Here is a 13985-nt window from a genome sequence, read left to right as displayed (position 1 = left end):
AGGATTGCTGATCGTGCATCGCGCAAGCGGCGCGCGCCACCTTAGCTCAGTCGGCAGAGCATCTCACTCGTAATGAGAAGGTCGAGAGTTCGATTCTCTCAGGTGGCTCCACACGTTTTCCGCAGGTCGCGCCGGCGACCATGAGTCACGAGGGTCGCCGACGGACAGGGGTGGATCACCGCCATGGGCCCAGCGCTGGACGCGGTCATCGAGATCTTCACGTGGATCGGGTTCGGCGCAGGCGCCTTCCTCGCCGGCGTCGCACTCGTTGCCTATCTGTTCGACGGAACGTGGGTCCCGGTGCGTGCGGTGGTGGAGTCGACCGATCACGGAAAGGTCGTCCGCTGGTTCGATGAGGCGGGCGGTGTCAACGAGGCTCCGTTGAACCACGAGCAGCTCGCTGCCGTCGGCGATGCCTCGATGTACGACATCTTCGCGCGCCGCGGCTGGAACAACCGGATGCGGCTCACCCAGCGCTCGCCCCTCGTACGTGCGCTCGCCCTGCTCGCCGCGGGCCTCATCGGCCTCGGCACGATCGCCCTGATCCTGTCCGGCGTGCTCCTGTTCGCGCGCGGCTGAGTCCGCGCGGTCGTACGCTCGGAGGATGAGCAGAGCGCTTTTCATCGTCGACGTCCAGAACGACTTCACCGAGCGGGGCGCGCTCGGTGTGACCGGCGGCGACGAGGTCGCGGAGCGCATCAGCACGTACCTGGCCGCGCACTCCGCTGACTACGAGATCGTCGTGGCCTCGCGGGACTGGCACGACGGCGACAACGACAACGGCGGTCATTTCTCGCCCGCGCCGGACTTCGTCGACACGTGGCCGGTGCACTGCGTCGCGGACACGTACGGCGCCGCCTATGACGACGTCTTCGATACCACCGCGGTCACGCACCACCTGAAGAAGGGGCAGGGAAAGCCTGCCTACTCGTTGTTCGAGGGGGTGTCGGATGACGGGAACACCGCTGCCGCGCTGCTCGACGAGTACGGCATCCGCGACATCGACGTCGTGGGACTCGCGACCGATTACTGCGTCCGCGCCTCTGCGCTGGACGCGCTCGCGCACGGCCGTCGGGTGCGCGTGTTCACCGACCTGGTCGCCGGGGTGCATCCCGAGTCGAGCGCCGCCGCGCTCGCGGAGATCGAGTCGGCCGGGGCCGAGGTCGTAGGGTCCGGCGGCTGAGGTCGTGGGGTCCGGCGGCTGAGCGTTCACCCCCGCTGGAGCGAAGTAGGCTGGACGGGCGGGCCTCTAGCTCAGTCGGTAGAGCATCGGACTTTTAATCCGCGGGTCGTGGGTTCGAGCCCCACGGGGCCCACAAGCAGTGAGGGACGCCGCGCCAGCGGCGTCCCTCACTGCTTTTTGGCCGCCTGTCGTCGAGAGTCCACCGCGGGGACGAGCCCCACGGGGCCCTTAACGGAAAAGAGGGGACGTCACCGCGGTGACGTCCCCTCTCCCTGGTCGAAACGACCGCCGGCACCACCTCGCAGGCGCCGGCGGTCGTCCCGCCCCCAGGGGCCTGACGAAGAGCGTCAGGCGTCTGTGGTCACTGAGCCGGGGGCATCAGCACCGTGTCGATGAGGTACACGGTCGCGTTGGCGGTCTGGACGCCACCGCAGATCACGGCGGACTGGCCGTTGACGACGATGTCGTCGCCGCTGCCGGTGACCTCGAGGTCGGCGCCGTTCACGGTGGCGTGCGTGCCGTCGATCTCGTCGGGCGCGATCTGGCCGGGAACCACGTGGTACGTCAGGATCGACGTCAGCAGCGTGCTGTCGGTCTTGAGCGTCTCGATCGTCGCGGGGTCGATCTTCGCGAACGCGTCGTCGACCGGGGCGAACACGGTGAACTCGTCACCGTTCAGGGTGTCGACGAGGTTGACGTCGGGGTTCAGCTGACCGGAGACGGCCGCGACGAGCGTCTTCAGCAGCGGGTTGTTCGATGCGGCGGTGGCCACCGGGTCGACAGCCATGCCCGCGACCGAACCGGCGCCGTCCGGCACTGCCTCGGCGTAGGCGGCGCAACCGGGGCCGACCAGGTTGGCGGCCGGATCCATCGTCGCCTCGGGCGCCATGGTCTCCTCTGCCGCCGGCGGGGCGGTGGTCTCTTCCGTGGTCGAACCGCTCGACATGGGCGAACATGCGCTCAGGGCGATTGCTGCGGCGACGGCCAGGGGTCCGAGCAGATACAGCTTCTTGCGGGACATCTTGTCCTCCTCGTTACAGCGGTTCCGGGCGGAACCGCGCTGCTAGTGGTGCTGTGGGCCGACCGAGTCGGTGATCCTGGTCGATCCGGCCTACACAGGGTCTTCGGGGCCCTGCCGCGATCGGATGGGAACTTTTTCGGGATCGTTTCTCGAGTGCGGCATCCGGGCACGTGTCAACCGTCGCGTCGCGTGCGCTCGCGCGCGCGGTACTAAGGCATGCTGGGACGTGTGGTGATCGATGGCGTGGAAGTCCCCGAAGACGCAGCAGACGGCGTCGATCATGCCGGCGAGCTGCTGCAGCGCATCGCCGGCGGGGATCAGGCGGCCTTCGCTCGCCTGTACGACATGCTCTCGCCCCGCGCCTTCGGCCTCATCCTCCGCGTCCTGGTCGACCGTTCGCAGAGCGAGGAAGTCCTCCAGGAGGTCTTCCTCGAGATCTGGCAATCCGCCGCGCGCTTCGCTCCGAACAGAGGTCAGGGAAGATCGTGGGTTCTCACGATCGCACACCGGAGAGCGGTGGACCGCGTGCGGTCCGCGCAGTCCAGTGCCGATCGTGATGTACGCGTGGGCTTCCGCGATATGGACGTCGCCCATGACGGCGTCTCGGAAGAGGTCGAGTTGAGGATCGAGGGGCAGCGGGTGTCACAGGCACTGGCCGCTCTGCCGGATCCTCAGCGGGAAGCCATCACCCTCGCATATTTCGGGGGCTACAGTCAGAGCGAGATCGCGGCACTTGTGGGGGCGCCGCTGGGGACGATCAAGACGAGGATGCGGGACGGTCTGTCCCGCCTTCGGGTGGAGATGGGGGTGACATCGTGAACGAGAAGGACTTCGCCGAGCTGGCGGCCGGTGCCGCCCTGCACGCGTTGTCGCCCGAAGACCGTGCCGTCTTCGAGGCGGCGCGGGAACAGCATCCGGAGTGGGAGCATCACGTGTCGACGGATGCCGCAACAGCAGCGCTGCTGGCGGACCAGGTCGTCGAGGTGGCACCGCCACCCGATCTGCGTGCCGCCTTGCTGGCTCAGATCGCCGCGACCGCACAGCCGGAAGCCGAGCTCGCACCGGCCGGTGCGACCGCTGTCAAGGCCCGGCGCTGGGGTGCGCGGGCGTGGTTCGCGCTGGCGGCCTCCCTCGCGCTGCTCGTCGGCGTCGGCTGGGGTGCGGTTTTCGTGGGCGACATGCTGGCGACGCCGGCGTCGGTGGTCGCACTGAACCAGATCGAGTCCGCGCCGGACGCGCAGTCCGAGACCGTCGCACTCGCCGACGGCGGCGAAGCCACCGCGCACTGGTCGGAGTCGGTGGGCAAGACCGTCCTGGTCACCGACGGGCTGCCCGAGATCTCCGACGACCAGACGTACGAGCTCTGGTTCGTGCGCGACGGCAGTGCGATCCCCGCCGGTCTCTTCGCGAGCGACGACGGAACGGCCACGGCGCTCCTGGACGGAGCGGTCGAGTCCGGTGACGTGATCGCCGTGACGATCGAGCCGGCCGGCGGTTCGCCGACGGGTCAGCCGACGTCGGATCCGATCCTCGCGATCCAGACCGCCTGAGCCCCCTCCGATCCCGGCGGGTAGCCTTGATCAGGTGAGCGATCAGTCGAGGGAGTTCCACAAACCTGTTCGGCGTCCAGCGGAACTCTTCGATCGGCGCTTCGCCGCGGAGGACCCGGCGGAGGTCTCCCGGGTCGCCCATTCGACAGCCGCGGCGCTGCTCGCGCGGGCGCGCCAGGATCCCGACGGCGAGGTCGTGGACCGGCTCGTGGCCTTCACCGCGCAGTACGGAATCGACGACATCGCCGAGCTGTGGTCGCGGTCACCGGCGCGTTCGCTGCCCGGCACCCTCTGGCGCCTTTATCTCGTGCAGCTCATGATCCACGACGACCCCCAGACGGCGGCGCTGCTGTACGAACGCGGCCGCGTCGAGATCACCTCCGTCGACCCGGTCGTCGCGGGCGCACCGACCCCGGCCGGTCCGGACGAGCTGGTGCAGCTCGTGGACACGATCCTGCGCGGGCTCTTCCAAGGGGACTTCGCCGTCGCCCTGGATCGCGCCGCGGCATTCTGCCGTGTGGAGGCATCCGGGGCGACGCACCTGGCCGACGACTACGACCGCACCGAACCCGACCGTGCGGCGGCGCTGACGACCCGCGCGCTCCGCCTGGCCGATTACGCGACGGATCTGACCGCGTGCGCCGCGCTGTGGCGACGTCAGTCCCTGACCTGACCGCGGACCGAGCCCGGACACGTAAGTGCCGGGCCGCAGAACGCCTCTCGGCGCGAGGCCGCTCTCGGCGGCAGAAGATGGAGCCCGGGGTTACTGCGGCCCGGCTGTTCCAGTGTAACCGAGGGGCGACGGCGGGCATTCCCGGATGCCGTCTGGATAGGCTCGGAGGATGGCCTGGCACCTGGCGCTCGTGATCGAACCCGCGGCATCCGACGACAGCCGCACGGACTTCTCCGCGACGTTCCGCGCGGTGGATCCGTCATCGCCGGTGCTGCCGCTCGGCGAGCTGAGCGCGCAGCGGGGCGACGGGGTCTTCGAGTCTCTGGGAGTCGTCGGGTCCCATCCCCAGGAGGTGGACGCGCACCTTCGACGGCTCGCGCGATCGGCGGAGCTCTGCGATCTTCCCGCGCCGCACGCGGAGCAGTGGCGGCAGGCGATCGAGCGGGTGGCCCGCGGCTGCGGACCGGGGGAGAGCGTCATCAAGCTCATCCTGAGCCGCGGGATCGAACACGGAGCGGGTCCGACGGCATGGGTCACTGCGGCGCCGGCGGCCGATTTCACGGCGGCGCGCCAGGAGGGGATCCGGATCGCGACCCTCGACCGCGGCTACGACAGCGGCGCGCCCCTGCGTGCGCCCTGGCTGCTGCAGAGTGCGAAGACCCTCTCGTACGCGGTCAACATGGCGGCCATCCGTGAGGCGAAGCGCCGAGGCGCGGACGATGCGCTGTTCGTCACCTCCGACGGCGTGGTGCTCGAGGCGCCGACGGCCTCACTCATCGCGCGCATCGACGGCGTGTTCGTCACGCCGACGCCGGCGGGCGGCATCCTTCCGGGAACCACGCAGGCGAGCATCTTCTCGTGGCTGCGGAGCGAAGGCGGCTCCACCGCCTCGCGCGAGGTGACCGCCGCGGATCTGGGACGAGCGGATGCCGCGTGGCTGGTGTCCTCCGTGCGTCTGGCCGCGCCGATCCGTGAGATCGACGGTGTGCGCCTCCCGGTGGATCTCGATCTCACCCCGCGGCTCAACGACTATCTGCTCAGCCCGCGCGACTGATCCGCGCTGCGGATCACCCGAAGCGACCGGAGACGTAGTCCTCGGTCGCCTGGACGCTCGGGGTCGTGAAGATCGAGCGGGTGTCGTCGTACTCGATGAGCTTGCCCGGCTTGCCGGTGCCGGCGATGTTGAAGAACGCCGTCTTGTCGCTCACCCGCGACGCCTGCTGCATGTTGTGCGTGACGATCACGACGGTGTAGTCGTTCTTCAGCTCGCCGATGAGTTCCTCGATCGCGTACGTCGAGATCGGGTCCAGGGCCGAGCACGGCTCGTCCATCAGGATCACCTCGGGCGACACGGCGATCGCGCGAGCGATGCACAGACGCTGCTGCTGCCCGCCGGAGAGCCCCGAACCGGGCTTGTCGAGGCGGTCCTTCACCTCGTTCCAGAGGTTCGCGCCCTGCAGCGACTTCTCCACGAGTGCGTCCGCGTCGGACTTCGACAGGCGCTTGTTGTTGAGCTTGACCCCTGCCAGCACATTCTCCTTGATCGACATCGTCGGGAACGGGTTGGGGCGCTGGAACACCATGCCCACCTGACGGCGCACCAGGACGGGGTCGACGTTCGGACCGTAGAGGTCGTCGCCGTCCAGCAGAACCTTGCCTTCGACGCGAGCCCGCGGGATGACCTCGTGCATGCGGTTGAGGGTGCGTAGGAACGTCGACTTGCCGCAGCCCGACGGGCCGATGAACGCGGTCACGCTGCGCGGCTCGATGTCCAGCGACACACCTTCGACGGCCAGGAAGTCGCCGTAGTAGACGTTCAGATCGCTTACTTCGATGCTCTTGGACACGATTCCTCTTGATTCGATTCGGGTGGGAGGCCGCTCAGCGGCCGAGCTTGGGGGAGAAGACCTTCGCGACCAGACGTGCCACGAGGTTCAGGGCCATGACGATCAGGATCAGCACGAGCGCCGCGCCCCAGGCGCGGTCGATGTAGGCCTGTGCGGGAATGCCCTGGTTCATGTACTGCGTGTAGGCGAAGACCGGGAGGGTCATCATGCGACCCTCGAACAGGTTGTAGTTCATCGAGGTCGCCACACCGGCCGTGAGCAGCAGCGGCGCCGTCTCGCCGATCACGCGGGAGATCGACAGCATGACGCCGGTCGTGATGCCGGCGATCGCGGTCGGCAGCACGACCTTGAGGATCGTGAGCCACTTGGGCACGCCGAGCGCGTAGGCGGCCTCGCGCAGCTCGTTGGGCACGAGCCGCAGCATCTCTTCGCTCGAGCGGACCACCACGGGGATCATGAGGACCGACAGCGCGATCGCGCCCATGATGCCGAGGCGGATGCCGGGCCCGAGGAACAGCGCGAACAGCGCGTACGCGAACAGGCCTGCGACGATCGAGGGGATGCCGGTCATGACGTCCACGAGGAACGTGATGCCGCGCGCGAGGCGCTTGCCGTCGCCGTATTCGACGAGGTAGATCGCGGTGAAGATGCCGATCGGGATCGAGATGACCGCCGCGGCGAGCGTGATCAGGAGCGTCCCGACGATCGCGTGCAGGATGCCGCCGCCCTCGCCCACGACATTGCGCATCGAGTTCGAGAAGAACTCCGCGGAGAAGGCGGCGACGCCGTTGACGACGACGGTGTACGCGACCGAGACGAGCGGCACCATCGCGATGAGGAAGGCGACGCTCACGATGCCGGTCACGAGCCGGTCGACGGCCTTGCGGCTGCCCTCGACGATCGAGGAGATCACGGTGATGAGCACGAGGTAGCCGATCGCGGACACGATCGCCCAGCCGGCGAAGCTGAACTCCGTCTCGCCGGCGACGGCGAGCATCGCGAACACCAGGGCGACCGCGGCGGCGGTCAGACCCAGGAGTCCCCACGGTGCCCACCGCGGGAGGCGGCCGCTCGTGAGTGACACCGAGGAGTGCGGCGCGACGGGTCGAGGGGCCGCCGTCTCGGGAACAGGAGGGGTCTGCGTCGTCGTCATGTCAGTTGGCTCCCGAGAATTCCTTGCGGCGGCTGACGATCCAGCGCGCGAGCGCGTTGACGGCGAAGGTGACGATGAACAGGATCAGACCGGTCGCGATCAGCACGTTGATGTTCGTGCCGTACGCCTCGGGGAACGTGAGGGCGATGTTCGCCGGGATCGTCGAGGGGTTGCGGGCGGTGAAGAGCTGGAAGGTGATCACGCCGGAGGCGGAGAGCACCATCGCGACGGCCATCGTCTCGCCGAGCGCGCGGCCGAGTCCGAGCATGGATGCCGAGACGATGCCGCTGCGGGCGAACGGGAAGACGGCCATGCGCACCATCTCCCAGCGGGTCGCCCCGAGCGCAAGAGCGGCTTCTTCGTGGAGGACGGGGGTCTGCAGGAAGATCTCCCGGCAGATCGCGGTGATGATCGGGACGACCATGACCGCGAGCACGATCGCGGCGGTGAAGATCGTGCGGCCGGTGGCCGAGACCGGACCGCCGAACAGCGGGAACCACCCGGCGTTCTCCACCAGCCAGGCGTAGACGGGCTGGACCGCCGGGGCGAGGACGAGGATGCCCCACAGGCCGAAGACGACGGAGGGGACCGCGGCCAGCAGGTCGACGATGTAGCCGAGCGTCTGGGCGAGCCGGCGCGGTGCGTAGTGCGAGATGAAGAGCGCGACGCAGACGGCGAGGGGGACCGCCATGATCAGCGCCAGGATGGAGGCCCAGACCGTGCCGAAGGCGAGCGGCCAGACGTAGTCCCAGAAGTTCGTCGTGATGATCGACGCGTCTTCGTTCGTGGCCGTGACGCCGGGGATGGACTGCACGAAAAGGAAGATCGCTACCGCCGCGAGCGTCACCAGGATCATGGATCCGGCGAACAGCGCGGTGCGGGAGAACCAACGGTCGCCGGCTCGCTGCACGGTTCGGGCAGGCCGCGCGGTGGTGGTCGTCATGAGGTCCCGTTCGTGGTGGGAGGGGTGGGGAGGAATGCCCGGCCCGGCGGAGGATCCGCCGGGCCGGGCGGGAGGATCAGTCCGTGACGATCAGGTCGATCGCTGCGGTGATCTGCTCGCGCAGGGCGTCGGAGATCGGCGCACTGCCGGCCGCGGCGGCCGCGGCGTCCTGGCCCTCGGCGGACGCGGCGTACGAGAGGTACGCCTTGACGACCGGGGCGACCGCGGCGTCGTTGTACTGCTCGCACGCGATGCTGTAGCTGATGAGGATCAGCGGGTAGGCGCCGGCCTCGGTGGTCGTGCGGTCGATCTTGATCGCGAGGTCACCGGCGCCGCGACCCTCTTCCATGGTCGAGACGTCGGCGGCCTTGGCCGCGCCCTCGGGCGAGTATGCGACGTACTCGTCGCCGACCTTGATCGCCACGGTGCCGAGGTCGCCGGCGCGCGAGGCGTCGGCGTAGCCGATCGTGCCCTGTCCGCCCTCGACAGCGGCGACGACACCGGAGGTGCCCTGCGCCGACTCGGGGGTGACGGCGGTCGCCGGCCACTCCTCGACCGAACCGAACGTCCAGATGCTCTCGGCGTTCGCCGACAGGTAGTCGGTGAAGTTGCCGGTGGTGCCCGACTTGTCCGAGCGCACGACGGGGGTGATCGCGGTCGCGGGGAGCGTCGCGTCCGGGTTCTGGTCGGCGATCGCCGGGTCGTTCCACGTCGTGATCTCGCCGGCGAAGATCTTCGCGAGCGTCTCGGCGTCCAGGTCGAGCGAGTCGACTCCGTCGAGGTTGAAGATCACGGCGATCGGGGAGATGTAGAGGGGCAGCTCGACGATGTCGGTCCCCTCGACGCACGCGGCGAACGTGCTGTCCGCGATCTCGTCGCTCTTGAACGCACGGTCCGAGCCCGCGAACTGGATCGCGCCGGCGATGAAGGAGTCGCGACCGGCGCCGGAGCCTGCCGGGTCGTACGTGATCGTGACGTCGGGGTTGGCCTCCTGGACGCCGGCCGTCCAGGTCTGGACGGCGACTTCCTGCGAGGTGGCGCCGCCACCGGCGATCTCGCCCGAGATGGCGGGACCGGCGGATTCGGACGGGGTGGTCGACCCGCCTTCGTTTGCGGCGCAGCCGGCGAGGGCGAGGGCCGCGATGGCGGCGACAGCGCCCACCTGGGCGATGCGGGAGATTCTCACTGTGTGAATCCTTCACGTGTCAGGGATGTGAGCCCGGTGCAGGGCCCGCACTGACCGTAGGCGCGGGTTCTTAAGAGAGTGCGCTCGGATGGTGAACGGAAGGTGAACGGCGAGGATGTATTCGGGCGCATCGGATGCGCCGGGCGTCAGACCTTCGGCGCGTGCGTCTCGATCGCCACGATCCCCGAGCCCGGATTGTTCACGGAGAGATGCACCACGGAGAACGCCGCAGGCTCCAACGCCGACGCGCTGCCGAGGTAGGAGCCGCGCAGGGTCCCCGTGGCCATCGCGATCTCCGTGAGGATCTCGGGCAGTACCGGGCCGTGGCTGCACAGGACGACGGGCTTGCGCGCGCGCACGCGCTGTCCGACGATCGTGCGGGCGTCCGAAGTGCCTTCCTCCCACGCGTCCTGACTGATGAGCGCCGTCTTCTCGATCTTCCGCCCGAGCGCGGCCGAGATCGGGGCGACGGTCTTGACGCACCGGGTCGCGGGGCTGGAGATGATCTTGCGGGCACCGAAGGCGAGCAGGGGACCGACGATCGCGTTGGCCTGCTTCTTGCCACGTCCGGTGAGCGGTCGCGCGGCGTCCGCGGCGTCCCACTCCTCCCGGGGGAGCGCTTTCGCGTGGCGGAGCACGATGAGCGGGAACGTCTGCAGCACGCCTTCGTCGACGAGCCGGGCGAAGTGCTCGAGGATCTCCACGTCCACCGGATAGCTCAGGCGCCCGGCCGCCTTCTTCAGCGGCACCCACTCGAGGGCGGCGATCTCCTTGTTGGGCACGAACGCGGACGCCCGGATGGCGGCGTCCGTGGCCTCGGCCGCCCAGTAGTGCACGATCTTCTGCCGCTTGTTCGGCATCCGGTATCGAGAGACGCCGACCGGTACACCCAGGCTCACCCGGATGCCGGTCTCCTCGAAGATCTCACGGCTCGCGGTCTCCGCGAGCATCTCTCCGGGGTCGACCTTGCCTTTGGGGAGCGTGACGTCGCGGTACTGGGTGCGGTGGATCAGCAGCACGAGGAGCTTGTCGTCGACGACGCGCCACAGCACCCCACCCGCCGCGTAGACGGCGGTCTCGGTCATCGCACCGCCCGCGAGCGGCGGCGACGCTGCACCGCGGCCATCGTCCGATCCTGGATGTCCACGAGCGGCTTGCCGTCGGCGTCGACGCTGTGACGCGTCCACTCGCCTTCCGAGCCGAGCCACCACGAGCTCGTGCCGTCACTCATCGCGAGGTCGAACAGCTCGGAGAGCTCGGTGAGGTGGGTCGGGGCGACGACGCGCACGAGCGCCTCGACCCGGCGATCGAGGTTGCGGTGCATCATGTCGGCGCTGCCGATGTAGACCTGCGGATCGCCGTCGTTGTCGAACATGAAGATGCGCGAGTGCTCGAGGTAGCGGCCGAGGATGCTGCGCACCCTGATGTTCTCACTCACCCCGGGAACACCCGGCTTGAGGGAGCAGATGCCGCGGACCCAGACCTCGACCGGAACGCCGGCCTGGCTGGCACGGTACAGCGCGTCGATGATCTGCTCGTCGACCATCGAATTCACCTTGATGCGGATGCGGGCGGGCTTGCCGTCCAGCGCGTTGCGGCGCTCCTTGTCGATCAGGCGCAGGAGCCCCTTGCGCAAGTGGAGGGGAGCGACCAGCAGGCGCTTGAACTTCTTCTCGATCGCGTAGCCGCTCAGCTCGTTGAACAGACGGGTCAGGTCGCGCCCCACCTGGTCGTCGACCGTGAAGAGGCCGAAGTCCTCGTAGATGCGGCTCGTCTTGGGGTTGTAGTTGCCCGTGCCCACGTGGCTGTAATGGCGGAGCAGGCCGTCCTCTTCGCGGATGACGAGCGCGAGCTTGCAGTGGGTCTTCAGCCCGACGAGACCGTAGACGACGTGGACGCCGGCTTTCTCGAGCTTGCGGGCCCAGACGATGTTGTTGGCTTCATCGAACCGTGCTTTCACCTCGACGAGGGCCAGCACCTGCTTGCCCGCCTCGGCGGCGTCGATGAGCGCCTGCACGATCGGGCTGTCGCCCGAGGTCCGATACAGGGTCTGCTTGATGGCCAGGACGTGGGGATCCTTCGCCGCCTGCTCGAGGAACGCCTGCACGCTCGTCGCGAACGACTCGTAGGGGTGGTGGACGAGGACGTCCGCACGACGGATCGCGCTGAAGATGTCCGAGCGGCCGTTCTGCTCACGGGGCTGGAAGGCGAGTGCCGTCGTCGGGACGTGCGAGGGGTAGTGCAGGTCGGGTCGGTCGATCTTGGCGAGGTCGAACAGTCCGCGCAGGTCGAGCGATCCGGGCAGCCGGTAGACCTCCTGAGCGGTGATGTCGAGCTCGCTGATGAGGAGGTCGAGCGTCACGTCGTCCATATCGTCGCCCACCTCGAGGCGGATCGGAGGGCCGAACCGGCGCCGCAGCAGCTCGGCCTCCAGCGCCTGGATCAGGTTCTCGGTCTCGTCCTCCTCGATCACGACGTCCTCGTTGCGGGTGAGGCGGAACGCGTGGTGGTCGAGGATCTCCATGCCGGGGAACAGATCCTCCAGGTGGTTGGAGATCAGCTCCTCGAGCGGCAGGTAGCGGACGGTGTCGCCGTGCCGCGAGACGTCCACGAAGCGGGGCATCATGGGCGGCACCTTCAGACGGGCGAACTCCTGGCGTCCGGTCTTGGCGTTGCGGATACGGATCGCGAGGTTCAGCGACAGGCCCGAGATGTAGGGGAAGGGATGCGCCGGGTCGACCGCGAGCGGCATGAGCACGGGGAAGACCTGCCCTTGGAAGTACTCCGAGACCCGGCCCCGCTCCTCGTCGGTGAGCTGATCCCACGAGATGACCTCGATACCGGCATCCGCCAGCGCCGGCCTGACCTGCGACGTCCACGCGTCCGCGTGCCGCAGCTGCAGGGCGTGCGCGTCGGCGGAGATGTCGGCGAGTACGTCCTGCGGGGAGCGGCCGACGTTGGTCGGCACGGCGAGGCCGGTGAGGATGCGGCGCTTGAGGCCTGCGACGCGCACCATGAAGAATTCGTCGAGATTGCTGGCGAAGATCGCGAGGAAGTTCGCCCGCTCCAGCACCGGAAGGGTCGGATCCTCGGCGAGCTCGAGGACGCGCTGGTTGAAGGCGAGCCAGCTGAGTTCGCGGTCGAGGTACCGGTTGTCCGGCAGCTCGGCGTCGGCGACCTCGGACAGGTCGAAGTCGTCGTCGTCCGCGTCGCCGAGGCCCGCGTCGAGCACGTCGTGTTCGATCATTCCCACATCATTGCAGGCGGGGGTGACGCGCGTGTGAACGGCTGCTACGCGCCGGTGCGTTCTCGCGGCGCGGGCAGCTGGTCCTCTTCGTACACGTTGAACCGGTAGCCGACGTTGCGGACCGTGCCGATCAGCTGCTCGAGGTCGCCGAGCTTGGCGCGGAGTCGTCGCACGTGGACATCGACGGTGCGCGTGCCGCCGAAGTAGTCGTATCCCCAGACCTCGCTCAGCAGCTGCTCGCGCGTGAACACCCGCGAGGGGTGCGTGGCGAAGAAGTGCAGGAGCTGGAACTCCTTGTACGTCAGGTCCAAGGGCTTGCCGTGGACCTTCGCCGAGTAGGACGACTCGTCGATCGTGATGCCCGAGGTCTGGATGCGCGTGGAGACGGCGTCCTTCGTCATGCGCCCGATCGCGAGGCGGATGCGAGCGTCGACCTCCGCAGGCCCCGCGGTCACGAGGATGACGTCGTCCACGCCCCAATCGGTGGACACGGCCGTGAGGCCGCCCTCGGTCACCACGAGCAGGAGCGGGGCGTCGAGGCCGGTCGTGTTGAGGATTTTGCACAGCGACTTGGCGCCGACCAGATCCAGGCGCGCGTCGACGAAGATGATCTCGGCGCTGGGCGCGTTCACGAGCTGAGCAGGTTCGGCGGGGATCTGCCGCACGCGGTGGCTGAGCAGTTCGAGCGAAGGCAGCACGGGCCCGCCGCCGGGAGCCGAGCTCAGAACGAGAAGCTGTGCCAAAACGCCGTCCTTCCGGCGCAGGGAGCGCCGCCGTCGGTCCAGTTTAGAGCGCTCGGCGGTCTCGGACGGATTCTGCGGGCGACACCGGGTGCGGATCGGTGTCGTCGTGCGCGAGAATGAACCCGTGGCCACCCCCGAACTCGCTCCTCGTCGCACCTTCGGCGGCGTGATCGCCGTGTGGGTGATCGCCGCGCTCCTCGGGGTCGCGATCGGGATCTTCGTGCCCGAGCCGTGGCGAGCCGCGTGGCTGACCGTCGGACTCGGCGGGTGCGTCGTGCTCGCGTTCGCGATCCAATTGTGGTTCGGGCGTTCGCAGGGCTTCACCGAGCGGGTCGCGGCGAGCACGCTCGGGGCGCTCCTCACCATGGGCGTCATCAGCCTGGGCTTCGGCTTGGCGGCGGTCGTTCCCGGATAGACTGACGGTCATGGATCTCGTTGC

At 68.6% G+C, this 13985-nt stretch carries 15 protein-coding genes and 2 tRNA genes; 9 read left to right on the top strand and 8 right to left on the bottom strand.

The features are described 5' to 3' along the window. Window positions 1-35: 35 nt before the first annotated feature. The 4 genes from ABD197_RS12925 (at window position 36) to ABD197_RS12910 (ending at window position 1316) form a co-directional block, all read left to right on the top strand. Window positions 36-111 (top strand) — tRNA-Thr (locus tag ABD197_RS12925). A gap of 72 nt (window positions 112-183) precedes the next feature. Continuing rightward, window positions 184-579: a hypothetical protein gene (locus ABD197_RS12920; RefSeq protein ID WP_344055177.1), complete on the top strand. Its 396-nt coding sequence runs from the start codon at window positions 184-186 to the stop codon at window positions 577-579. Between the two features lie 25 nt (window positions 580-604). After that, window positions 605-1183, top strand: coding sequence for an isochorismatase family protein (locus tag ABD197_RS12915; protein WP_344055175.1), 579 nt, complete (start codon window positions 605-607; stop codon window positions 1181-1183). Between the two features lie 60 nt (window positions 1184-1243). Then, window positions 1244-1316, top strand: a tRNA-Lys gene (locus tag ABD197_RS12910). 228 nt (window positions 1317-1544) lie between these two features. Here ABD197_RS12910 and ABD197_RS12905 read toward each other — a convergent pair. After that, the gene (locus ABD197_RS12905; RefSeq protein ID WP_344055174.1) at window positions 1545-2204 is read right to left on the bottom strand and encodes a fasciclin domain-containing protein; all 660 of its coding nucleotides are present in this window, start codon (window positions 2202-2204) and stop codon (window positions 1545-1547) included. A gap of 216 nt (window positions 2205-2420) precedes the next feature. Here ABD197_RS12905 and sigK point away from each other — a divergent pair, with 216 nt between their 5' ends. The 4 genes from sigK (at window position 2421) to ABD197_RS12885 (ending at window position 5481) form a co-directional block, all read left to right on the top strand. Continuing rightward, on the top strand, window positions 2421-3023 hold the full coding sequence (gene sigK / locus ABD197_RS12900; RefSeq protein WP_344055172.1) for an ECF RNA polymerase sigma factor SigK: 603 nt from the start codon (window positions 2421-2423) through the stop codon (window positions 3021-3023). Continuing rightward, window positions 3020-3754 carry an anti-sigma factor gene (locus tag ABD197_RS12895; RefSeq protein ID WP_344055170.1) on the top strand — a complete coding sequence of 245 codons (735 nt, stop codon included), beginning with the start codon at window positions 3020-3022 and terminating at the stop codon, window positions 3752-3754. The genes sigK and ABD197_RS12895 overlap by 4 nt, the downstream gene beginning before the upstream one ends. A gap of 34 nt (window positions 3755-3788) precedes the next feature. Then, complete coding sequence (locus ABD197_RS12890; protein WP_344055168.1) at window positions 3789-4427, top strand: DNA-directed RNA polymerase subunit beta; 639 nt, start codon at window positions 3789-3791, stop codon at window positions 4425-4427. Window positions 4428-4596: 169 nt separating this feature from the next. Beyond that, the gene (locus tag ABD197_RS12885) at window positions 4597-5481 is read left to right on the top strand and encodes an aminodeoxychorismate lyase (protein WP_344055166.1); all 885 of its coding nucleotides are present in this window, start codon (window positions 4597-4599) and stop codon (window positions 5479-5481) included. Between the two features lie 13 nt (window positions 5482-5494). Here ABD197_RS12885 and pstB read toward each other — a convergent pair whose 3' ends face one another. The 7 genes from pstB to ABD197_RS12850 form a co-directional block, all read right to left on the bottom strand. Beyond that, window positions 5495-6274, bottom strand: a complete 780-nt coding sequence (pstB, locus tag ABD197_RS12880; protein ID WP_344055164.1) for a phosphate ABC transporter ATP-binding protein PstB — start codon at window positions 6272-6274, stop codon at window positions 5495-5497. Window positions 6275-6308: 34 nt separating this feature from the next. Further along, window positions 6309-7427, bottom strand: a complete 1119-nt coding sequence (pstA, locus tag ABD197_RS12875) for a phosphate ABC transporter permease PstA (protein ID WP_344055162.1) — start codon at window positions 7425-7427, stop codon at window positions 6309-6311. 1 nt (window position 7428) lies between these two features. After that, entirely contained in the window at window positions 7429-8370 is a 942-nt protein-coding gene (gene pstC, locus ABD197_RS12870) for a phosphate ABC transporter permease subunit PstC (protein WP_344055160.1), read from the bottom strand. Between the two features lie 76 nt (window positions 8371-8446). Further along, entirely contained in the window at window positions 8447-9556 is a 1110-nt protein-coding gene (pstS, locus tag ABD197_RS12865) for a phosphate ABC transporter substrate-binding protein PstS (RefSeq protein WP_344055158.1), read from the bottom strand. A gap of 146 nt (window positions 9557-9702) precedes the next feature. Next, on the bottom strand, window positions 9703-10641 hold the full coding sequence (locus ABD197_RS12860) for an NUDIX hydrolase (RefSeq protein ID WP_344055157.1): 939 nt from the start codon (window positions 10639-10641) through the stop codon (window positions 9703-9705). Further along, entirely contained in the window at window positions 10638-12803 is a 2166-nt protein-coding gene (locus ABD197_RS12855) for an RNA degradosome polyphosphate kinase (protein ID WP_344055155.1), read from the bottom strand. Before ABD197_RS12855 ends, ABD197_RS12860 begins: the two co-directional genes overlap by 4 nt. Before the next feature lie 44 nt (window positions 12804-12847). Further along, window positions 12848-13546, bottom strand: coding sequence for a response regulator transcription factor (locus tag ABD197_RS12850; RefSeq protein ID WP_344055153.1), 699 nt, complete (start codon window positions 13544-13546; stop codon window positions 12848-12850). A 124-nt stretch (window positions 13547-13670) separates the two neighbouring features. Between ABD197_RS12850 and ABD197_RS12845 the strand changes: the two genes are divergently transcribed. Further along, a complete protein-coding gene (locus tag ABD197_RS12845) occupies window positions 13671-13961 on the top strand; it encodes a hypothetical protein (protein ID WP_344055151.1) in 291 nt (96 codons plus the stop codon). The last annotated feature ends 24 nt before the right edge of the window (window positions 13962-13985 follow it).

It is taken from the genome of Microbacterium lacus, from assembly GCF_039531105.1.
GTDB lineage: Bacteria > Actinomycetota > Actinomycetes > Actinomycetales > Microbacteriaceae > Microbacterium > Microbacterium lacus.
The sequence above is the reverse complement of the archived record's forward strand: the minus strand, read 5'-3'. Positions and strand labels throughout refer to the sequence as shown.

Bases quoted from the DNA above. Each gene is read 5' to 3' on its own strand.
- sigK (WP_344055172.1), top strand. From the start codon at position 2,421: ATGCTGGGACGTGTGGTGATCGATGGCGTGGAAGTCCCCGAAGACGCA.
- pstC (WP_344055160.1), bottom strand. From the start codon at position 8,370: ATGACGACCACCACCGCGCGGCCTGCCCGAACCGTGCAGCGAGCCGGC.
- ABD197_RS12915 (WP_344055175.1), top strand. From the start codon at position 605: ATGAGCAGAGCGCTTTTCATCGTCGACGTCCAGAACGACTTCACCGAG.
- pstA (WP_344055162.1), bottom strand. From the start codon at position 7,427: ATGACGACGACGCAGACCCCTCCTGTTCCCGAGACGGCGGCCCCTCGA.
- ABD197_RS12920 (WP_344055177.1), top strand. From the start codon at position 184: ATGGGCCCAGCGCTGGACGCGGTCATCGAGATCTTCACGTGGATCGGG.
- ABD197_RS12855 (WP_344055155.1), bottom strand. From the start codon at position 12,803: ATGATCGAACACGACGTGCTCGACGCGGGCCTCGGCGACGCGGACGAC.
- ABD197_RS12860 (WP_344055157.1), bottom strand. From the start codon at position 10,641: ATGACCGAGACCGCCGTCTACGCGGCGGGTGGGGTGCTGTGGCGCGTC.
- ABD197_RS12905 (WP_344055174.1), bottom strand. From the start codon at position 2,204: ATGTCCCGCAAGAAGCTGTATCTGCTCGGACCCCTGGCCGTCGCCGCA.
- ABD197_RS12885 (WP_344055166.1), top strand. From the start codon at position 4,597: ATGGCCTGGCACCTGGCGCTCGTGATCGAACCCGCGGCATCCGACGAC.